The 19,293-nt window shown below is 62.4% G+C and carries 18 protein-coding genes; 10 read left to right on the forward strand and 8 right to left on the reverse strand.

What is annotated here, in order from left to right:
* Positions 1–67: 67 nt before the first annotated feature.
* The 4 genes from LU684_RS26570 to LU684_RS26585 all read left to right on the forward strand — a co-directional run bounded on the left by LU684_RS26570 (position 68) and on the right by LU684_RS26585 (position 7,220).
* Positions 68–2,593 carry a TonB-dependent siderophore receptor gene (locus tag LU684_RS26570; RefSeq protein ID WP_232895219.1) on the forward strand — a complete coding sequence of 842 codons (2,526 nt, stop codon included), beginning with the start codon at positions 68–70 and terminating at the stop codon, positions 2,591–2,593.
* Positions 2,594–3,015: 422 nt separating this feature from the next.
* On the forward strand, positions 3,016–4,026 hold the full coding sequence (gene dusA / locus LU684_RS26575) for a tRNA dihydrouridine(20/20a) synthase DusA (RefSeq protein WP_060518370.1): 1,011 nt from the start codon (positions 3,016–3,018) through the stop codon (positions 4,024–4,026).
* 209 nt (positions 4,027–4,235) lie between these two features.
* On the forward strand, positions 4,236–5,162 hold the full coding sequence (gene tal, locus LU684_RS26580; RefSeq protein ID WP_023048541.1) for a transaldolase: 927 nt from the start codon (positions 4,236–4,238) through the stop codon (positions 5,160–5,162).
* Between the two features lie 207 nt (positions 5,163–5,369).
* Positions 5,370–7,220, forward strand: coding sequence for an alkaline phosphatase D family protein (locus tag LU684_RS26585; RefSeq protein WP_095116830.1), 1,851 nt, complete (start codon positions 5,370–5,372; stop codon positions 7,218–7,220).
* A gap of 138 nt (positions 7,221–7,358) precedes the next feature.
* Here the strand turns inward: LU684_RS26585 and rssC are convergent, their stop codons facing one another.
* Both rssC and rssB read right to left on the reverse strand, forming a co-directional pair.
* Positions 7,359–7,841 (reverse strand): anti-sigma factor antagonist RssC, encoded by a 483-nt coding sequence (rssC, locus tag LU684_RS26590; protein WP_013971741.1) that lies wholly within the window; start codon positions 7,839–7,841, stop codon positions 7,359–7,361.
* A complete protein-coding gene (rssB, locus tag LU684_RS26595) occupies positions 7,838–9,019 on the reverse strand; it encodes a two-component system response regulator RssB (protein ID WP_024717336.1) in 1,182 nt (393 codons plus the stop codon). The genes rssC and rssB overlap by 4 nt, the downstream gene beginning before the upstream one ends.
* 270 nt (positions 9,020–9,289) lie before the next feature.
* Between rssB and LU684_RS26600 the strand changes: the two genes are divergently transcribed.
* Complete coding sequence (locus LU684_RS26600; protein ID WP_016485664.1) at positions 9,290–9,589, forward strand: PilZ domain-containing protein; 300 nt, start codon at positions 9,290–9,292, stop codon at positions 9,587–9,589.
* A gap of 31 nt (positions 9,590–9,620) precedes the next feature.
* On the opposite strand, the gene LU684_RS26605 is transcribed toward LU684_RS26600, so the two are convergent.
* Positions 9,621–10,328 (reverse strand): MlaA family lipoprotein, encoded by a 708-nt coding sequence (locus LU684_RS26605; protein ID WP_016485663.1) that lies wholly within the window; start codon positions 10,326–10,328, stop codon positions 9,621–9,623.
* A gap of 201 nt (positions 10,329–10,529) precedes the next feature.
* Here LU684_RS26605 and LU684_RS26610 point away from each other — a divergent pair, with 201 nt between their 5' ends.
* Both LU684_RS26610 and LU684_RS26615 read left to right on the forward strand, forming a co-directional pair.
* On the forward strand, positions 10,530–11,096 hold the full coding sequence (locus LU684_RS26610) for a phosphonoacetaldehyde phosphonohydrolase-related protein (RefSeq protein WP_232895220.1): 567 nt from the start codon (positions 10,530–10,532) through the stop codon (positions 11,094–11,096).
* Positions 11,097–11,218: 122 nt separating this feature from the next.
* Positions 11,219–11,482 carry a DUF4404 family protein gene (locus LU684_RS26615; protein ID WP_016485661.1) on the forward strand — a complete coding sequence of 88 codons (264 nt, stop codon included), beginning with the start codon at positions 11,219–11,221 and terminating at the stop codon, positions 11,480–11,482.
* 142 nt (positions 11,483–11,624) lie between these two features.
* Here the strand turns inward: LU684_RS26615 and queF are convergent, their stop codons facing one another.
* Both queF and LU684_RS26625 read right to left on the reverse strand, forming a co-directional pair.
* Positions 11,625–12,455 (reverse strand): NADPH-dependent 7-cyano-7-deazaguanine reductase QueF, encoded by an 831-nt coding sequence (queF, locus tag LU684_RS26620; protein ID WP_016485660.1) that lies wholly within the window; start codon positions 12,453–12,455, stop codon positions 11,625–11,627.
* A gap of 68 nt (positions 12,456–12,523) precedes the next feature.
* On the reverse strand, positions 12,524–13,030 hold the full coding sequence (locus tag LU684_RS26625; protein ID WP_016485659.1) for a cupredoxin domain-containing protein: 507 nt from the start codon (positions 13,028–13,030) through the stop codon (positions 12,524–12,526).
* 182 nt (positions 13,031–13,212) lie between these two features.
* Between LU684_RS26625 and cinR the strand changes: the two genes are divergently transcribed.
* Positions 13,213–13,893 carry a two-component system response regulator CinR gene (gene cinR / locus LU684_RS26630; protein ID WP_016485658.1) on the forward strand — a complete coding sequence of 227 codons (681 nt, stop codon included), beginning with the start codon at positions 13,213–13,215 and terminating at the stop codon, positions 13,891–13,893.
* A complete protein-coding gene (locus LU684_RS26635; RefSeq protein WP_232895221.1) occupies positions 13,890–15,242 on the forward strand; it encodes a heavy metal sensor histidine kinase in 1,353 nt (450 codons plus the stop codon). Before cinR ends, LU684_RS26635 begins: the two co-directional genes overlap by 4 nt.
* 121 nt (positions 15,243–15,363) lie before the next feature.
* Here LU684_RS26635 and LU684_RS26640 read toward each other — a convergent pair whose 3' ends face one another.
* From LU684_RS26640 to LU684_RS26650, 3 genes are all read right to left on the reverse strand, one after another.
* Entirely contained in the window at positions 15,364–16,605 is a 1,242-nt protein-coding gene (locus LU684_RS26640) for a lipoprotein-releasing ABC transporter permease subunit (protein WP_024717337.1), read from the reverse strand.
* A 61-nt stretch (positions 16,606–16,666) separates the two neighbouring features.
* Positions 16,667–17,350: a lipoprotein-releasing ABC transporter ATP-binding protein LolD gene (gene lolD, locus LU684_RS26645; protein ID WP_172901731.1), complete on the reverse strand. Its 684-nt coding sequence runs from the start codon at positions 17,348–17,350 to the stop codon at positions 16,667–16,669.
* Between the two features lie 7 nt (positions 17,351–17,357).
* Positions 17,358–18,608: a lipoprotein-releasing ABC transporter permease subunit gene (locus LU684_RS26650; protein ID WP_016485654.1), complete on the reverse strand. Its 1,251-nt coding sequence runs from the start codon at positions 18,606–18,608 to the stop codon at positions 17,358–17,360.
* 93 nt (positions 18,609–18,701) lie between these two features.
* On the opposite strand from LU684_RS26650, the gene LU684_RS26655 reads away from it, so the two are divergent.
* Complete coding sequence (locus LU684_RS26655; RefSeq protein WP_016485653.1) at positions 18,702–19,286, forward strand: PilZ domain-containing protein; 585 nt, start codon at positions 18,702–18,704, stop codon at positions 19,284–19,286.
* Positions 19,287–19,293 lie beyond the last annotated feature (7 nt).

The raw sequence follows: 19,293 nt of genomic DNA on the forward strand, positions 1-19,293 counted from the left end.
GTCGGATTGGCCTCTCTCGTTCGAGCTCTCCTGCAAACCGCCCAAACAGGCATTTGAAGGAGCTGTCATGCCTATAACAACAAGCTGCCCATACCCGCGCCGAAAACACCTCACGTCCCTGCTGCTTGGCAGCGCCATCGCACTGCATACCGGGCTGCTGGCCCCGCTGCTGTCGACGAGCGCCCAGGCCCAAGCGCAACAGGCCAGCCGCGTCTACGATATCGCCCCAGGGCCGTTGATGACGACTTTGAACCGCTTCGCCCGCGAGGCCGGGGTGCTGCTGTCGTTCGATGCGGCGCTGACCCAGGGTCGGCAGAGCAGCGGGCTGCACGGCCGCTTCAATATCGAACAGGGGTTTGCCCTACTGCTGGCCGGTAGTGGGCTGCAGGCCCAGCGGGTGGGCAACGACTATGTGCTGGTGAGCCAGGTTGATGCTGGTTCGGCACTGCAACTGGGCGCAACCAGCATCACGGGTGAAGGTTTGGGCCTGACCACCGAGGGAAGCGGCTCCTACACCACCGGCGAAACGGCCGCCGCCACACGCCTGAACCTGAGCCTGCGCAAAACCCCGCAGTCGATCAGCGTGGTCACCCGCCAACAGATGGACGACCAGAACCTGCAAAGTGTTTCCGAAGTGCTGAAGCAAACGCCCGGTGTCACGGTCAACCAGGAAAGCTCCGAAGCCTTTACCTTCTACTCGCGCGGTTTCAAGCTGGATAACTACCAGTTCGATGGCGTGCCCAGCCTGTCCTCCGACGGCGGCTCATTGCGCGACAACTACAGCATCGGCAACAGCCTGGTCTATGACCGGGTCGAAGTACTGAAGGGCGCAACCGGCCTGGTCAACGGCGCCGGCAACCCCTCTGGGGTCATCAACCTGGTGCGCAAGCGCCCCACTGCCGCACTGCAGGGCCGTATCGGCGCAGGCGCCGGGTCCTGGGACAAATACCAGGCCGACTTCGACCTTGCCGGCCCGTTGACCGACAGCGGTAATGTCCGTGGCCGCATGGTCGCTGGCACCCAATCCCGGCACAGTTACGTCGAGTACCTGACCGGCGAGCAGAACACCTTCTATGGCGTGCTGGAAGCCGGCCTCAGCGAGAACACCTTGTTCACGCTTGGCTACGACGTGCAGAAAAACTACGACAACGGCAGCACCACCGGCGCACTGCCCGCGTTCTTTCTCGATGGCCGTACGGTCAAGTTCGACCGTGATACCAACGCCGCCGACCGCTGGACCTGGCGCAATCAGGAAACCCAGCGCGCCTTTGCAGAACTTGCCCACACCTTCGATAACGACTGGGTACTCAAGGGCGTACTCAGCAGCCGTGATTACCGCTCGCGCGAGCTGATCTCGGGCATCAGCAGCGAGGCGATTCAGGCAGACGGCAGCATTTCTCATGGCTTTGTCGGCGGCAACATCGACCCCGAAACCGGCGCCGTGAACAACAACGGCACCGCGAGCAAATTCAACACCACCAGCAAGGAAAAAGGCCTGGACCTGTATGCTCGCGGCCCGTTCTCGCTGGGTGGGCGCGTGCATGAAGCCGTGTTCGGCTACAGCATCGCCCACACCAAATCAACCTCCAAGCGTGATGATGGTGTGACCAATGGCGTCATCGACGATGTATTCCAGTGGGACGGCTACGGCGATACCCCAACCAACTTCGAATGGTGGTCCACCTTCGATATCGAGGCGCGGCAGAAGGTGGGCTTTGCGGCAACCATCCTGAAACCTACCGACGCGCTGGCCGTTATCCTGGGGGCACGGATCGTCGACTACAAATGGGACATCGACACGATCAACGCCATCGGTCGCCGCCTCCCGGCCAGCGCCACCAACTCCAGCGAAATCGTGCCTTACGCTGGCGTCACCTACGACCTGGACCGGTACCACACCGTGTATGCCAGCTACACCGACGTGTTCAAACCCCAGGCGTATAGCCTCGGCGCGGACGGCAAGCCTATCGACCCACTTACCGGTGCAAGCTATGAAATCGGTATCAAAGGCGCCTACTTCGAAAACCGCCTGAATGCCAGCCTGGCCCTGTTCGAGCTGAAGCAGGACAACTTCGCTGTGCTCACCGGCGGCACCACGCCAAGTGGCGGCAGCGCCTACCGGGCGGCGCAAGGCGTCACCACCCGCGGCGTCGAGCTGGAAGTAAACGGCGAGCTGATGAAGGACCTGCAAGTGATGGCGGGCTACACCTTCGCCGAATCCCACGATGCTGATGACCAGCGCGTGGCAACCAACCAACCGCAGCATCTGCTCAAGCTGGCGACCAACTACCGCCTGCAGGGCGATTGGCACAAGTTCACCGTGGGCGGCAATGCGTATTGGCAGAGTGCGACCTTCTTCAAGCCAAGCGATGAGGACTGGTACGCGATCGACGACCCGGCTGCCAAGTTTGAACAGAAGTCCTATGCGCTGGTGGGGTTGGTGGGTGGCTATGACTTTACCCGCAATCTGAAGGCAACCCTTAACGTCAACAACCTGTTCGACAAGCACTACTACAGTGGCATTGGCAACTACGGGACGGTTTTCTGGGGGGCGCCGCGTAACCTGATGGTCAATGTGAAGTACAGCTTCTAGGGAATTGCCTGGCACCTCACGAAGCCCCGGCGCCACCACGCCGGGGACAGGGTCTATCTAGCCAGCGCTGCTGGCGCCGGACGAACTGGGTATCGGCGGCGGGTCGGTAGGCAGTGCCGAGGTCGTGCGCCTTGGCCTGCCCGCTTGATGCGCCCTAGCGCAAGGACAACATCATTGTCAGCGGAGACAAATCGGGACACGGCGACGGTTCCGACACATATAGCTAACGTCTACACGCGTGTATTGGGCCTCAGACGGAACACTCGGCCTGTTTCCAGACGGATACCAAGCTCTCTTGGTAAACTAGCCGACACCCCGGGCAAACGCAGATCCTTTTTGTTGCCAGCATTTGCTAATGCCGCCCCTGCAATTTGCTGCTACGCCCTAAAATCCAGCATTCGGTACCGAAAACGTTGAACGATATGACCGCTAATACAGGCTCTAGCCCAACAACCACGCGCCCTGAGCCGTCACGCCGCTTCAGCGTTGCACCTATGATGGACTGGACAGACCGCCACTGCCGCTTCTTCCTGCGCCTGCTCTCCAAGCAAACCCTGCTCTACACCGAAATGGTCACCACCGGTGCCCTGCTGCACAACGACGCCCACCGTTTCCTGCGCCACGATGCCTCCGAGCACCCGCTGGCCCTGCAACTGGGCGGTAGCGTGCCCGCCGATTTGGCCGCCTGCGCACGCCTGGCCGAGGACGCGGGCTACGACGAGGTCAACCTCAATGTCGGCTGCCCGAGCGACCGGGTGCAGAACAACATGATCGGTGCCTGCCTGATGGCTCACCCGGCATTGGTGGCCGATTGCGTGAAAGCCATGCGTGATGCGGTGTCGACACCGGTGACGGTCAAGCACCGCATCGGCATCAATGGCCGCGACAGCTATGCCGAACTCTGCGACTTCGTCGGCCAGGTGCGCGAAGCCGGCTGCCGGAGTTTTACCGTGCATGCGCGCATCGCGATTCTGGAAGGACTGTCGCCGAAGGAGAACCGCGAGGTTCCGCCCCTGCGCTATGAAGTAGCAGCGCAGTTGAAGGCAGACTTCCCGGACCTGGAGATCGTGCTCAACGGCGGGATCAAGACCCTGGAAGAATGCCAGGCACACCTTGAAACCTTCGATGGCGTAATGCTCGGGCGTGAGGCGTATCACAACCCTTACCTGCTGGCCGAGGTGGACCAGCGGCTGTTTGGCAGCGATGCGCCGGTGGTCAGCCGTAGCGAAGTGCTGGCGCAATTGCGGCCCTATATTGTGGCGCACATGGAAAGTGGCGGCGCGATGCACCACGTTACCCGGCATATTCTGGGGCTGGCCCAAGGGTTCAAGGGGGCGCGGCGCTTCCGTCAGTTGCTGTCGGCAGACATTCACAAGGCGGCGCAGCCGCTGGCAGTGTTTGACCAGGCGGTGGAGTTGCTGCAAGGACGGTGATACTACCCATGCACGCGACACGGCCGTTGTAGGAGCGCCCTGTCGCGACACAAGGCCGCTCAGACGAGTATGTGGAACCTCAAGGCAGCCGGGCACTCGAATCTTCACCTTACGTACGGCCCTTCGTGGGCAAGCCCGCTTCTACAGGCCCTTGAGCGGCTGTCGGGGCTCGGGTAATGTCGAGTAAATGCACAGGACAGAGCACGCCCATGACTTCCAAGCTGGAACAACTGAAGCAGTTCACCACCGTGGTCGCCGACACCGGGGACCTGGATGCCATCACCCGCCTGAAGCCGGTCGATGCCACCACCAACCCGTCGCTGCTGCTCAAGGCTGCCGCCATCCCGGGCTACGCCGACCTGCTCAAGCAGGTGAAGGCCGATGCCAAGGGCGATGTCGACCTGGCCTGCGACAAGTTCGCGGTGGCCGTGGGCTCGGGCATTCTCAAGGTCATTCCCGGGCGTATCTCGACCGAGGTGGATGCACGCCTGTCGTTCGATGAACCGGCGCTGCTGAACAAAGCCCGCCAGCTGATCGGCCTGTATGACGCAGCCGGGGTCTCCAAAGACCGCGTGCTGATCAAGCTGGCCTCCACTTGGGAAGGCATCCGCGCTGCCGAGCAGCTGGAGAAGGAAGGCATCCAGACCAACCTCACCCTGCTGTTCTCCTTCGCCCAAGCCCAGGCCTGTGCCGATGCCGGGGTGTTCCTGATTTCGCCGTTCGTGGGTCGTATCTACGACTGGTACAAAAAGAGCACCGGCACGGATTACGTGGGCGCCGAGGACCCTGGCGTGCAATCGGTGACGCGCATCTACAACTACTACAAGGCCAATGGTTACAACACCGTGGTGATGGGCGCCAGCTTCCGCAACCTCGGCCAGATCGAACAACTGGCCGGCTGCGACCGCCTGACCATCAGCCCCGAACTGCTGCAGCAACTGAGCGACGATCAGGGTGAACTGCCGCGCGTGCTCAAGCCGGGCAATGCCGGTGAGGCCAAGCAGCAGTTGAGTGAAAGCCAGTTCCGCTGGGCGATGAACGAAGATGCCATGGGCACCGAAAAGCTGGCCGAAGGCATCCGCCAGTTTGCCCGGGACCAGGAGAAGCTGGAGAAGTTGATGGCTGAAAAAGCCTGATACATATCCGGTTTGCCTGATGGGCGGGAAGTGTTCAGCATTTTCCGCCCGTTTTTGTTTTGCCAAGCTTTAGTTGTGAATTGAATTCCAGGGCCTCTTCGCGGGTAAACCCGCTCCCACACGCATACCCGCAGGCCTGAAATTGGCGCTGTACTTGTGGGAGCGGGTTTACCCGCGAAGGGGCCCGATAAGCCACCCGAGCTGTCGATGACCTCCTCTACCCCCTTGCCCCTCGTACTCGCCGGCCCGGTACTGCGCCGCCTGGAACCCCAGCGCCTGGCCATCTGGCTGGTCGCTACCCAACCGCTGCAACCCGAATTCATCCTCCCGGCAAGCGAGGCCACGGTGGATTGCCAGGTCGTCCCGGTCGGCCAGCACGCCTTCATCCACCTGCTGGATATCCACTTCGACAATGCCCTACCCCGCAACCAGCAGCTCGACTATGACCTGCTGATCAATGGCCAGGGCATCGCTGGATGGGGGCCGCATCTGCTCTACCCCGGCACCCAGCGCCCAAGCCTGGTGCTGCGCGATCGGCTCGACCACTTGCTGCACGGCTCCTGCCGCAAGCCCCACCACCCCGCCATCGATGGCCTGCTGTGCGCCGACCGCTTGCTGCAAGCCTGCAAGCAACCCGAAGATCGCCCGGCCGTGCTACTGATGACCGGCGACCAGGTGTACGCCGACGATGTTGCCGGCCCGATGCTGCGTGCTATCCATCGCCTGATCGAGCGCCTGGGCCTGTTCGACGAGCAACTGGATGGCGCAGTGGTGCCTGATAGCCAGGCGCTGTACCAGCACCCGGCCAGCTACTACCACCGCGCCGACCTGTTGCCGGCGCAGGAAACGAACGACACCCTGCGCGAGCGCTTTTTCGGCGGCAAGCGCAAGCCGATCTTTTCGTCCAGCAATGCCGACAACCACCTGGTGACGTTCGCCGAAGTCATGGCCATGTACCTGCTGGTCTGGTCACCCGTGCCTTGGCAGTGGGTGGACATGGTCATGCCCGACGGGCTCAGCGACCAGCGCCAGGCGCGTTACCGGCAGGAGCTGCCGCTGATTCAGGCGTTTGCCGAGAACCTCGGCCAGGTGGCGCGGGTGATGGCCCACCTGCCCTGTCTGATGATCTTCGACGACCACGACATCACCGATGACTGGAACCTCTCGGCACAATGGGAAGAAACCGCCTACGGCCACCCGTTTTCACGGCGGATCATCGGCAATGCCCTGCTCGGCTACCTGCTGTGCCAAGCCTGGGGCAACGATCCGGACGGCTGCAAGCCACTGGTCAGGCAATGCCAGGCGTCGAACAGCCAAACCCGCGATGAACTGATCGGCGATCTGCTGCGCTTTCAGGGCTGGCAATTCAGCTTGCCAACAAACCCACCCTTGCTGGTGCTGGACACTCGTACCCGGCGCTGGCGCAGCGAAAGCAACCTGGCCAAGCCATCCGGCCTGCTCGACTGGGAAGCGCTTAGCGAATTGCAGCACGCGCTGCTCGACCACCCATCAGCGGTCATCGTCTCGCCTGCGCCGATTTTTGGCGTAAAGCTGATCGAGACCGTGCAGAAGGTGTTCAGCTGGCTGGGGTATCCGCTTTTGGTGGATGCCGAAAACTGGATGGCCCACCGCGGTGCGGCGCAGGTCATCCTCAACATCTTCCGCCACTCGCGTACGCCGGGCCACTACGTGGTGCTGTCCGGGGATGTGCACTACTCGTTTGTCTATGAAGTAATGATCCGCCACCGCCAGCGCAGCCCGCATTTGTGGCAGGTGACCAGCAGCGGAATCAAGAACGAGTTCCCCCGGCGCCTGCTCGACGTGCTCGACCGGCTCAACCGCTGGCTGTATGCGCCACGCTCGCCGCTGAACTGGTTTACCAAGCGTCGGGAGATGGAAGTAGTGCCACGTACGCCGAGCCACAGCAAGGCCGGGGAGCGGTTGTGGAACGGTGCGGGGTTGGGGCAGGTGTTCTTTGATGAGCAGGGGCGGCCGGCACGGGTGTATCAGCTGGATGCGGGTGGGGGTGAGGCTACCGAGTTTATTGGCGGAAAATAGTCTGCTCGAGAAATTCTGCTGCCTGTGCCGGCCCTTTCGCGGGCTTGCCCGCTCCCACAGGGGCGGTGTACCGCTTGAAAACTACGCAGCACCTGTGGGAGCGGGCAAGCCCGCGAATGGGCCGGCGCAGGTTAACGATCAGGTCCGCTCCAGCGCATTGACCAGGTCATGGAAGGCTTCGCGGTTGGAGTCGTTCAGGCCCATGAGGATCTTGTGCGCCTCCAGTACCTTGGAACGCACCACGTCTTCGTTCTGGTCCTGCGACGGCAGGTCGGTCAGGCACTCAGGGCAAGGAATCGGGCGATCGACAATGTTGAACACTTGATCGAAGCCCATCGACTGCAACAGCCGGGAAATGTCCGGGTTGGTGGTGACCACGGTCGGCAACAGGCCGACCTTCTGCCGCGACAGGATCGACAGCTTGGCCAGCAGGCCCAAGGTAGTGCTGTCGATACTCTCGGTTTCGGTGAGGTCGATGACAATCGCCGAGAAGTTCAACGCAGTGAAAATTTTCTCGATCGTCGCATCCAAGGCCGAACACAGGGTCAGGCGCACTTCACCGACGAACTTCAGTACGAAGGTGCCGCTCTGCTCGGCGAACTGGATTCTACCGGTACTCATTGAAGGTTCCTGCTTAACACCAATAGGGCGATATCATCCGGCATATCCCCAAGCGTAGCTAATCCGAATCGTTGACGCAGCCCATCCAGGCTGCCACCTGCTGCCCTGACGATCTCCGGCAAGGCGGCTTCTTTATCTTTGAGCGTATCACCCGGCAAAAGGTCCAGAATGCCATCGGACATCAGGCTAAGGCTGAACTGCGGTGGCAGCTCAACAACCAGATCCTGATAAGTGGCCTCGTCGAACAGCCCCACCGGCAGGCCCCGGCCTTCCAGGTAACGGGTGTGCGCCGGGGTATGCAGCACTGGCAGCGGCAAATGCCCACCCACCGCGTAGGTCAACAGACCAGACTCTTCGTCGATCACCCCGCCGACCATGGTGACGTGCTTGCCCAGCTTGCTGTTGATCAGGCCGCGGTTGATGTGACTGAGCACTTCGGACGGCTTGAACTCGCGCATTTTGCTGCGCTTGAGCTCAAACATGAGTCGCGTGGTCATGAATTTCAACAGGACGGTGACAAAGGCCGACGAGGCGCCATGCCCGGAAACATCAGCGAGGTAGAAGGCGATGCGCCGCTCGTCCACGCGGAAGTAATCGACAAAATCACCCGACAGGTACAACGACGGGATGATCTGGTGCTCGAACGCGAACTCGCCAGCTACCCAGGGGCTTTCCGGCAGCATGTTCATCTGCACCTGGCGACCGGCGGTCTGGTCCTCCTGCAACAGGTGCAGGCTGGCCTCCAGCTCGCGGTTGGCCGCTTCGAGCTTGTCGCGGTAGCGCTGGTTTTCCAGCACCAGACGCGAGCGGTCGAGGGCACGGCGCACCGAATGCTCAAGGACGGCCAGGTCTTCCAGCGGCTTGATCAGGTAGTCGGCGGCGCCCAGGCGCAACGCTTCCACCGCATCGCTCATGACGCCGGCACCAGACACCACGATCACCGGTAACTGCGGCGCACGCTCGCTGACCTGACGGATCAGTTCGAGGCCGCCCATCTGCGGCATGCGCAAATCGCAGATCACAAGGTCGGGCTGGTGTTCTTCGAAGACCTGAAGCCCCTGCTGGCCATTACCGGCCTGGAGGACGCTGAAGCCACTGTCTTCGAGATAGGCGGCGAGGCTCGCACGGACCACGTCGTCATCATCGATAATCAGCAGCGTTGCACTGGTTTTCTGCATGTGGGCGAACGGCGCCGATTTGGGTTGGTGCAGCGGTGTCGGCAAAGCAGACGGCCAGCTACGGGAATTCTTGGTGGTCACACTCTACTTGAGTTGTAGGACAAGAACACCTGCCCGGCAACTGTCAAAGGTACCTTGTAAGGCGCAGACGGTACTCCCATCCGGCAGGCGTTTCAAGCATGCAACGGTCGACCTCGCCGCTCTTTACAGGGCAAATCACCGGGAGTTATAAGAAAGTCGACTAGCGCACCCCAATGGGAAGGATGCAGCATGCCCCACACGCCCTCCAGCCATAGTGAAAAACGCGATTTCATCCGCATGCGCATCGACACTGCGGTGAGCCTGCTGCATGAAGGCCAGGTGATTTCCGCCGTGTGCCTGGACCTGTCCAGCAGCGGCATGCAGGTGCAGGCCCCGCAACGCTTCCAGGTGGGCGATCAGATTGAGGTGCGCATCGATTCCGACCACCCGGCGTTGAAAGGGCTGCACGCCAGCACTGAGGTGGTATGGATTGCCGACCAGCCGGGTGGGCAGCAGAAGTTCGGGTTGCGCGTGCTGGCCATGCATTGAACAGGGGCCGATTGCGGCCCCTGTTCACAGATCAGAAGTCGTCTTCGACTTCGCCATCCTTGACCTTGAACTCGCGGTTCTGCAGGTAGGCGTTACGAATGAAGATGTACTTGTCACCCTGAATCAGCTTCTCGGCGGACAGCAGGTCGGCACGCGTGTCGATCACGTCCAGGGCGAATATCGAGTTGCGCGTCGGCACATGGTCGATGTAGCGGTAAGGCTTGGTGTAGCTGTCGGGGTACTTGGCCACGCCATCACGCACCGTGCTTGGCCCCAGCAGCGGGATGACCACGTAAGGGCCGCTCGGCACACCCCAGTAACCCAAGGTCTGCCCGAAGTCCTCGTCATTGCGCTGCAGGCCCATCTTGGTCCCCACATCGAAGAAACCGCCCAGGCCGAAGGTGGTGTTGACGATCAGCCGCGCAGTGTCCACACCCGCCGCATGAGGCTTGAACTGCAGCACGTCGTTGGCCAGGTTGGTCACGTCGCCCAGGTTGCGGAAGATGTTGTGGATGCCATCTTCAAGGAACTGCGGCGTGACAGCCTGATAGCCCTTGGCCAACGGCTTGAGGGCATAGGTGTCGAGGGTATCGTTGAAGCGGAAGATCGGCCGGTTGACCGCTTCCCAGGGATCTTCCTCGGTGGCTGCCTGGGTGGCTGCCACGGGCGCCAGCAGCATGCTGGCGCAGACACAGGCCTGGGTGACTCGTTCGATCACACTGGCACCGATCCTACGCATAGATGTCTCTCCATCGAATTTCTCGGCCGCAAGCGCAACGGGTCGCGCTGCTGGTAAGGCGGCAGTATAGAGGCTTGCGGGCTGATAAACAGCTTTACACATGTTTGTTCAATATTTTGTGAACAACTGTTGCACAAGGGCCGATGTCACAGGGCGGTAACAATCAACGAATAGCCTGCGGACTATTTGGGGGAAGTTGCCATGGACGCTGCACCCGCCTTCACTGCTGTGCTGTTCGGCTTGCGCGGCTGCCTGGTGCAGGCGGCCAATGGTAGCGCCCCCTCGCCCGCCCCCGGCGCCCTGGCTACCCTCGCCAGCCTGCGCCAGCACCAGGTGCCGTGCATCTGGCTGGATGACCTCAGCGCCACCCAAAGCAAGCGCCTGGCACACGTACTGCCCGACTGGCTGCCGGGGCATTCGGTAAACGGCGTACGCTGGCCGGCGCCCAACGCCTGCTGGCAGGCGTTGATGACCCTGGAAAGCGAACGCCTGGACGGCTGCGTACTGGTCAGCGGCAACCCACAACTGCTGCAGTCCGGCCTTAACGCCGGCTTGTGGACAGTTGGCCTGGCCGCCTGCAGCCCATTCTGCGAGCGCAGCTCTCGGCAATGGCAAGCCATGACCTCACAGCAACAGGACGCGGCCCGTGGCAAGGCGACGCTGGAACTGTTCGGCCTGGGGGTGCACTCGGTCATCGACCACCTGGAAGCGCTGGATACCTGCCTGCAGGACATCACCCAGCGCCGGCGCAAAGGTGAAAAACCTTGATACAGCACCCTTGATGCGGATCATGCAAAGCAGCTTCAGGTGGATTACGCTGAAGGCAGACCAGAACCTTTGCCGCTTCGCTAAGGTCCATGGTTTGCCAAGCCATTGATGGAGAACTACCCATGCCTGCCCGCGAATTGCAAAAGCGCCTGAACAGCCTGCGCGAGCAACTGGACCGCAACGTACCGCTTTCGGAAGACGAACTGGCTGCGCTGCACGAAGAAGCGCGCCAGATCGAGGCGCAACTGAAACTGGAGGAAGCCACGCCAGACAACAATCTGGTGGATGGCGTGAACCTGGCAATCGAACGCTTCGAGGCTGACCACCCAGACCTTACCGCCACCCTGCGCAGCATTGCCAACTCGCTGCACAGCATGGGTATCTGATACAGCAAGGGCCGCTTCGCGCTCCATTCGCGGAACAAGCCCGCTCCCACAGGCTATTCGTTGCACTTGAGGGCAGCGCGGCACCTGTGGGAGCGGGCTTGCCCCGCGAATGGGCCGAGAAACGGCCCCAGTCCTGTCAGAGTTACTGACGCACCAGACGCACATTCTTCGGGCTGATCGCCCCAGTGCTACGGTACGGGTTGATATCCAGCCCACCCCGGCGCACATACCGCGCATACACCGTCAGGTGCTCGGGCTGCAGCAGGTTCTTCAAGTCCAGATAAATGCGTTCTACGCACTGCTCATGGAAGTCGGCATGCTGGCGGAAGCTGATCAGATAGGTCAGCAGGCTGGCGTGGTCCAGCGCCCTGCCCTTGTACTCGACCACCACGCTGCCCCAGTCCGGCTGGCCGGTAACGGGGCAGTTGGACTTCAGCAGGTGGCTGTGCAAGGTTTCTTCTACCACTCGCTCCGGGGTGCAGCGCAGCAGCTCAGGCTGCGGCTGCTCGTAGTTGCTGATGGCAACGTCCAGCGCATCGATGCACAGCCCAGGCAAGGCCTCCACGCCTTGGCCCTCGACTTCAGCCAAGGTACGTACCTTCACCCCCACCGGCTTGCCGGCCGCGGCAGACAGGTCTTTCTCCAGGCAGGCCTGCAATTCACCCAGCGAGGCGAACACCGTCTGGTTCAGCGAGTTGAGGTACAGCTTGAACGACTTGGACTCGATAATGTTCGGCGAATCGGCCGGGATGGCGAACTCGCCGATCGCCACCACCGGTTTGCCCGACGGCAGCAGCCAGCTCAATTCGAAGCAGTTCCAGTAATCCACGCCCTGCCAGGGCAAGGTCTGTGCAGTGACGCCCAGCTCAGCCCACTTGGCGGTACGCGGGATCGGGAAGAGCTGCTCCGGGGAGTAGGTGGCAATGTATTCGCTGGACTTGCCCAGCGGCGAGTGTTCGGCAGCAGGATGCATGGAAACTGACCTAGAGGTTCGAAATTGCCCCTAGTCTACCGGTTTTGCACCCTGCCTTGGAGCGCAAGTCACTCGATGGTCAACGCCCCGACCATGCCAGCCTGATAATGCCCCGGCACGTTGCAGGCGAACTCGATGGGCGCCGACTTGCGGAAGGTCCAGGTCAGCTCGGCGCGCTGGCCTGGCATGACCAGCACCGTGTTGCCGCCACCGTGGCCATGGCCGCCGCCGTGACCCATCATCTGGCCGTGGTCCATGCCTTCGTGGTTCATGGCCTCGGTGAACAGCTTGCCTTGCATGGCGACCATTTCCTTCTGGTGCTCGGCATGCATGGCCTTGTCACCCAGGTTGAATTCATGCGGCAGCTTGCCCTCGTTGACCAGCACGAAGCGCACCGTCTCGCCGGCTTTTACCTGCAGGTTTCTGGGCTCGAAGGCGATGTCCTTGAGCACCACGTTGACCGTGCGGGTGGCTTTGTTCGCCGGGGCCGGCTCGCCAAAGGCGAAAGTTTGCGCCTCGCCGGCAAAGGTCGGCAGGCTGGCCAAGGCAAGGGCGGCGATGAACAGGCGTTTCATGATGACTCCGGAAATGTACAACAGGATGAGGCCACCTTAGTCACGGGCGACTGGCAGCTACCTGACAGGGAGATTACAACTTTGTCAGCTTGGGCGTGCCTGCGCTTCGTCACGTATCATTTCAGCCACTACATCACCCGCTTCCACAGGGCAGGCACAAACTTTCAGATTATGGACAGTGCATGAAACTGCTGATCGTCGAAGACCAGGCCCGCACCGGCCAGTACCTCAGCCAGGGCTTGAGCGAGGCCGGCTTCGCCACTGAGCTGGCCACCGATGGCGAAACCGGCCAGTTCCTGGCCCTGACCGGCGACCACGACCTGCTGATCCTCGACGTAATGTTGCCTGGACGTGACGGCTGGCAGATCCTCCAGGCCGTGCGCCAGGCCGGCCTGGATACGCCAGTACTGTTCCTCACCGCCCGCGATGCCGTCGAGGACCGCGTGCATGGCCTGGAGCTGGGCGCCGACGACTATCTGGTCAAGCCGTTCGCCTTTTCCGAACTGCTGGCCCGGGTGCGCAGCCTGTTGCGCCGCGGCACCAGCCCCAGCCAGGACACCACCCTGAACCTGGCCGACCTGCGCCTGGACTTGATCCGCCGCCGCGCCGAGCGCGCCGGCCAGCGTATCGACCTGACCGCCAAGGAGTTCGCCCTGCTCGAACTGCTGCTGCGCCGCCAAGGCGAGGTATTGCCAAAATCGCTGATCGCCTCGCAGGTGTGGGACATGAATTTCGACAGCGACACCAACGTGATCGAAGTGGCGATCCGCCGCCTGCGCCTGAAAATCGACGACCCGCACCCCAACAAGCTGATCCACACCGTACGTGGCATGGGCTATGTGCTCGAAGAGCGCACGGAATGATGCGCAGGGTTTCCCTCGGCAGCCGTCTGGCCCTGTTGTTTGCCGCCTGCACCGCCGCCGTTTCGCTGGGCGCCGGCGTGTTGTTCAGCCGGGCCAGCGAGCAGCACTTCGTCGAACTCGACCAGCAACTGCTGGACTCGCGCCTGTCACTGTTCCGTACGCAACTGGCCGGCATCGCCACCCCAACCGAGCTGCAGGCACGCCTGCCCGCCCTGCGCGATGAGCTGAGCCACCAGGCCGACCTGGCCCTGCGCATCAGCGGCAGCGACGGCACCACCTGGTTCGAAAGCCGCACCGGGCTACCGCAGGCACCGCTGCCCGCCGGGCTGGCCACCCTGCATGCACAAGGCACCGACTACCGCAGCCTGGCTGTGCACCTGGCGCAGGGCGCCGTGCAGTCGCCACAACTGGCCCTGTACCTCGACATCACCCACCACCAGCATTTCCTGCAGGGCATGCAACGCCTGATCTGGCTGACGGTCGGCCTTTCAGCGCTGGCCACCGCGCTGCTCGGCGCCTGGGCGGTACGCAGCGGCCTGCGCCCGTTACGGCAGATGGGCCAAGTGGCCGCCAGCGTGTCGGCACGCTCGCTCACCACACGCCTGCCGGTGGCGCAAATGCCCGAAGAGCTGGCCGAACTGGCCACCAGCATGAACGCCATGCTGCAGCGCCTGGACGATGCCTTCCAGCGCCTGTCGGCATTTTCTGCCGACATAGCCCACGAGTTGCGCACGCCGCTGTCCAATCTGCTAACTCATACCCAGGTTACCCTCACCCGCCCACGCAGCCTTGAGGAGTACCGCGAAGCGCTGCATGGCAACCTGGAAGAACTGCAGTGGATGGCGCAAATGATCAACGACATGTTGTTCCTGGCCAAAGCCGATCACGGCTTGCTGGTACCGGGGCAAGCGCCTTTGGCGTTGCATGACGAGGTGGATGCGCTGCTGGAGTACTACGCGCCGCTGGCCGAAGACAACAATGTGCAGATGCTGCGCGAGGGGGAGGCCGTGTTGCACGGTGACCGGCATATGCTGCGCCGGGCGCTGTCCAACCTGCTGGATAACGCCATGCGCTTTACCCCGGCGGGCGGGCAGCTAAGGGTGACGCTGGCGCCTGGGCCGAGAATCAGCGTGGCCAATACCGGGCCGGCCATCGAGCCAACTGCTTTGCCGCGGTTGTTCGACCGCTTTTACCGTGTGGACCCGGCACGGCGCGAAGGCAGTAGCGAGCATGCTGGGTTGGGCTTGGCGATTACCCGGTCGATCGTGCAGGCCCATGGCGGGGGCATTCGGGCGGAATGTGAAGATGGGTGGACACGGTTCGTGATCGAGTTCAGCCAGGATCGGTGAAAATGGAGCCGCTTCGCGGCCCATCGCCGGCAAGCCAGCTCCCACAGGTACGCATCAAGCCGAGAGCCTGCGCGGCACCTGTGGGAGCTGGCTTGCCGGCGATAAGGCCCTGGAACCTACCTCAAACCGCCAGGCCAATCGCCGGCTGCACCTGCGACGCCCGATAAGCCGGGTAAATGGTCGCCAGGAAGCTCATCACCAACCCCGCCGTGCAGATCATCACCACATCGCCCCACTGCAATTGCGACGGCAAGCTGCTGACGAAGTACACATCCGAAGTAAAGATGTGTTGCCCGCTCACCCGCTCCAGCCAACCCACGATCTGGCTGACATTGAACGCCGCAATCACGCCCAGCACGCCGCCGATCAGCGTCCCGACAACACCAATCAGGCTGCCCTGGACCATGAACGTGCCCATGATCTGCGCAGGCGTGGCGCCCAAGGTCCGCAGAATGGCAATGTCCGGCCCCTTGTCGTTCACCACCATTACCAAGGTGGCAATGATATTGAAGGCCGCCACGGCGATGATCATCATCAACAGCAGGCCGATCATGGTCTTTTCCATCTTCATGGCGCTGAACAGGCTGCCCTGGGTGTGCGACCAGTCATCGGCGCGGTAGGCGTCACCCAGCCCGGCTGCAATCGCCTTGGACACCTGCGGCGCGGCATACAGGTCATGCAGCTTCAGGCGCACGCCCTGCACCTGGCCCGGTGCCCAACGTTGCATCTCGCCGGCATCGGCGACGTGGATGTAGGCTTGCGAACCATCCAGCTCGGCACCGACCTTGAAGATACCGACCACGGTCAGGCGCTGCATGCGCGGGGTAATGCCACCCGGCTCCTTGCTGATTTCCGGCACGATCAGGGTCAGCTTGTCGCCGGTGTTCAGGCGGAAGCGCCGTGCGGTCAATTCACCAATGACCACACCGAACTCACCCGGCTGCAGGTCCTGCAGGCGGCCCTGGACAATGTGCTGGCCAACGATCGAGACCTTGCCCTCTTCGGCCGGGTCGATACCGCCCACCTGGATCGGCTGCATCGCACCCTTGTACGACAGCATGCCCTCCATTTCGGTAATCGGTGCAGCCGCCATCACCGCCGGGTTCTGCAAGGCTGCGTCGGCCACCTTGTGCCAGTCGTCCAGCGGCTGCACGCCGAGGATGGCGGCATGCGGTACCAGGCCGAGAATGCGCGAGCTCATTTCGCGCTGGAAGCCGTTCATCACCGACAGCACCACGATCATCGCCAGCACGCCCAGCGACAGGCCGATCATCGAGGTCATCGAGATGAACGAGATGAAGTGGTTGCGCCGCTTGGCTCGGGTGTAGCGCGCGCCGATGAAGATGGGCAAGGGTCTGAACATGTACGAAATCACCCAATGAAAACAGGAAAACGGGGCGGCACCTGCCACCCCGAGCAGTCGATCAGATCGCCACCAGGTGGCCGTCGTCGAGCTTCAATACACGGTCCATCTGCCGCGCCAGGTTGAGGTCATGGGTCACCACCAGGAACGCCGTGCGCGACGAACTGGACAGCTCCTGCATCAGTTCCTGGATGCCTTGTGCGGTATGGTGGTCGAGGTTGCCGGTAGGCTCATCGAGCATCACCAGGCCGGGGCGGTTGACGAGTGCCCGGGCAATCGCCACCCGCTGGCGCTCACCGCCAGACAATTCGGCCGGCTTGTGGTTCAGGCGGTGGCCCAGGCCCACCCGCTTGAGCAGCGCCTCGGCACGTTCCCGGGCCTCAGGGATGGGCGTGCGGCCGATCAGCAGCGGCATGCACACGTTCTCGATGGCGGTGAATTCCGGCAACAGGTGGTGGAACTGGTAGACAAAGCCCAGCTCACGGTTGCGCAGCAGGCCACGGGCACGTTCACCCAGGGCCGACAGCTCTTCGCCAGCCAGCCATACGCTGCCTTGTGTGGGCCGATCAAGGCCGCCCAACAGGTTGAGCAAGGTACTCTTGCCCGAACCGGAGCTACCGACAATGGCCACCCGCTCCCCGGCATGCAGCTCAAGGTTGAGCCCGGATAGCACCTTCACCGATTCCGGGCCTTCGTCGTAAGACTTGCCCAGGTTGCGGCAACTCAGAACGGCTTTATCACTCATGCGCGACTCACTCATAACGTAGCGCCTCTGCAGGCTGGGTGCGGGCCGCACGCCAGGCCGGGTACAGGGTGGCGAAGAAACTCAGGACCAGCGCCGCACCACAGACCATGTACACGTCCTGGGACTGGATCTGCGACGGCAGGTAATCGATGAAGTACACGTCGGCGTTCAGGAACTTGTGCCCGATCAGCTTCTCGATGCCGGCGATCGCCGCACTCACGTTCAGCGCAGCAACGATCCCGACCACGGCGCCGATCAGGGTACCGATCACCCCGATCACCGTGCCCTGGACCATGAAGATGAGCATGATCTGGCCGGGCGTGGCGCCCAGCGTGCGCAAGATGGCAATGTCGCCGCGCTTGTCGTTGACCACCATCACCAGGGTAGAAATGATGTTGAACGCCGCCACCGCCACGATCAGCAGCAACAGCAGGCCGATCATGGCCTTTTCCATGCGGATGGCCTGGTACAGGTTGCCGTGGGTGCGGGTCCAGTCACGGCTGTAGAACTCCTGGTCGCCCAGCTGCTGTGCGATGCTCCAGGCCACGCGCGGCGCCTGGAACAGGTCGTCGAACTTCAGGCGCAGGCCCTGCACCTGGTCGGGCTTCCAGCGGTGCAGGCGGGAAAGGTCGCTGATGTTGGTCAGCCCCAGGTAACCGTCGATCTCGCCTGCGCCGACGTGAAAGGTGCCAACCACGGTGAAGCGTTTCATGCGCGGGAACATGCCGGCCGGCGTCACGCTGACCTCGGGGGCGACGAAGGTGAGTTTGTCGCCAATGCCCACCCCCAGCTTGGCCGCAGCCTTGTCGCCGATCATGATGCCCCACTCACCCGGCGCCAGCTGGTCGAGGCGGCCTTGCAGGACAAAGTTGTCGATGATCGACACCTCGCGCTCGCGGGCCGGGTCGATGCCGTTGAGCAGCACCTTCTGCACCTTGCCGTCATGGGTCAGCAGCCCCTGCATCTGGGTGAACGGCGCAACCGCCACCACCTGCGGATTCTGCTTTACTTGTTGGGCAAGGGCCGGCCAGTCGGCAATGGGCTGGCCGCTCTCCAGCGTGGCATGCGGGATCATGCCCAGCACGCGGGTGCGCATCTCGTGGTCGAAGCCGTTCATCACCGACAGCACCACGATCATCACCACCACGCCCAGGGCGAGGCCGATCATCGAGGTCAGGGAAATGAACGAGACGAAGTGGTTACGGCGTTTGGCACGGGTATAACGCGTGCCTATGAATGCGAAAAGAGGTCTGAACATGTCGGGGCTTGTTCGGATGAAAGGGAACGTCCTTGTGGCGAGGCGCCTACGGCGGCTTTACACTCGGACCACCGCCGCTACCTTGGGTTCGCCATGACGACATTAGACGAAGAAGATCGCCGCGAATACTACCGCATCGAAGACCGGATCGCACTTCAAATCAGCCCCCTCAGTGCGGCCGAAGCCCTTGAGCCAGATGTATTGCAAGATGATTCTCCGCTGTTCAACCTGCTGAGCGAGCTGCACCTGTCCGACTTCGAGTCGCAGCACCTGCTGCGTCAGTTGAGCGACAAGGACCGCACACTCGCGGCCTTCCTGCGGGCGCAGAACAAACGCCTCGACCTGCTCAGTGCAGTCGTCGCCCAGACCCTGCTCGGCGAAGTAGGCCAGCCGGTGCCGGTCGTGCTTTCCGAAGGCGGTATCGAATTCGCCCAGGCCACGCAGGTTGCCCCTGGCACCCGGGTGAAAGTGAAGATGGTGCTGATGCCCCGCGCCCACGGTTTGCTGCTGCGCGGCAAGGTCACCCATTGCGACCCGCGCCCCGCGGGCGGCTTCGAAGTCGGTACCGAATTCATCGACATGACCGACGCCCAGCGTCAACTGCTGGCTCGCTATATCCTGCAGCGCCAGCAACAACAGCGGCGCCAGCAGCTGGAACAGAACGATCCCGCCCCATGACCCTGTT

Source organism: Pseudomonas sp. NMI542_15 (assembly GCF_021283425.1).
Lineage (GTDB): Bacteria > Pseudomonadota > Gammaproteobacteria > Pseudomonadales > Pseudomonadaceae > Aquipseudomonas > Aquipseudomonas fortuita.

What these genes read in the sequence shown, in the direction of transcription:
- LU684_RS26570 (WP_232895219.1), top strand. Translation starts at nt 68, where the DNA reads ATGCCTATAACAACAAGCTGCCCATACCCGCGCCGAAAACACCTCACG.
- dusA (WP_060518370.1), top strand. Translation starts at nt 3,016, where the DNA reads ATGACCGCTAATACAGGCTCTAGCCCAACAACCACGCGCCCTGAGCCG.
- tal (WP_023048541.1), top strand. Translation starts at nt 4,236, where the DNA reads ATGACTTCCAAGCTGGAACAACTGAAGCAGTTCACCACCGTGGTCGCC.
- LU684_RS26585 (WP_095116830.1), top strand. Translation starts at nt 5,370, where the DNA reads ATGACCTCCTCTACCCCCTTGCCCCTCGTACTCGCCGGCCCGGTACTG.
- rssC (WP_013971741.1), bottom strand. Translation starts at nt 7,841, where the DNA reads ATGAGTACCGGTAGAATCCAGTTCGCCGAGCAGAGCGGCACCTTCGTA.
- rssB (WP_024717336.1), bottom strand. Translation starts at nt 9,019, where the DNA reads ATGCAGAAAACCAGTGCAACGCTGCTGATTATCGATGATGACGACGTG.
- LU684_RS26600 (WP_016485664.1), top strand. Translation starts at nt 9,290, where the DNA reads ATGCCCCACACGCCCTCCAGCCATAGTGAAAAACGCGATTTCATCCGC.
- LU684_RS26605 (WP_016485663.1), bottom strand. Translation starts at nt 10,328, where the DNA reads ATGCGTAGGATCGGTGCCAGTGTGATCGAACGAGTCACCCAGGCCTGT.
- LU684_RS26610 (WP_232895220.1), top strand. Translation starts at nt 10,530, where the DNA reads ATGGACGCTGCACCCGCCTTCACTGCTGTGCTGTTCGGCTTGCGCGGC.
- LU684_RS26615 (WP_016485661.1), top strand. Translation starts at nt 11,219, where the DNA reads ATGCCTGCCCGCGAATTGCAAAAGCGCCTGAACAGCCTGCGCGAGCAA.
- queF (WP_016485660.1), bottom strand. Translation starts at nt 12,455, where the DNA reads ATGCATCCTGCTGCCGAACACTCGCCGCTGGGCAAGTCCAGCGAATAC.
- LU684_RS26625 (WP_016485659.1), bottom strand. Translation starts at nt 13,030, where the DNA reads ATGAAACGCCTGTTCATCGCCGCCCTTGCCTTGGCCAGCCTGCCGACC.
- cinR (WP_016485658.1), top strand. Translation starts at nt 13,213, where the DNA reads ATGAAACTGCTGATCGTCGAAGACCAGGCCCGCACCGGCCAGTACCTC.
- LU684_RS26635 (WP_232895221.1), top strand. Translation starts at nt 13,890, where the DNA reads ATGATGCGCAGGGTTTCCCTCGGCAGCCGTCTGGCCCTGTTGTTTGCC.
- LU684_RS26640 (WP_024717337.1), bottom strand. Translation starts at nt 16,605, where the DNA reads ATGTTCAGACCCTTGCCCATCTTCATCGGCGCGCGCTACACCCGAGCC.
- lolD (WP_172901731.1), bottom strand. Translation starts at nt 17,350, where the DNA reads ATGAGTGATAAAGCCGTTCTGAGTTGCCGCAACCTGGGCAAGTCTTAC.
- LU684_RS26650 (WP_016485654.1), bottom strand. Translation starts at nt 18,608, where the DNA reads ATGTTCAGACCTCTTTTCGCATTCATAGGCACGCGTTATACCCGTGCC.
- LU684_RS26655 (WP_016485653.1), top strand. Translation starts at nt 18,702, where the DNA reads ATGACGACATTAGACGAAGAAGATCGCCGCGAATACTACCGCATCGAA.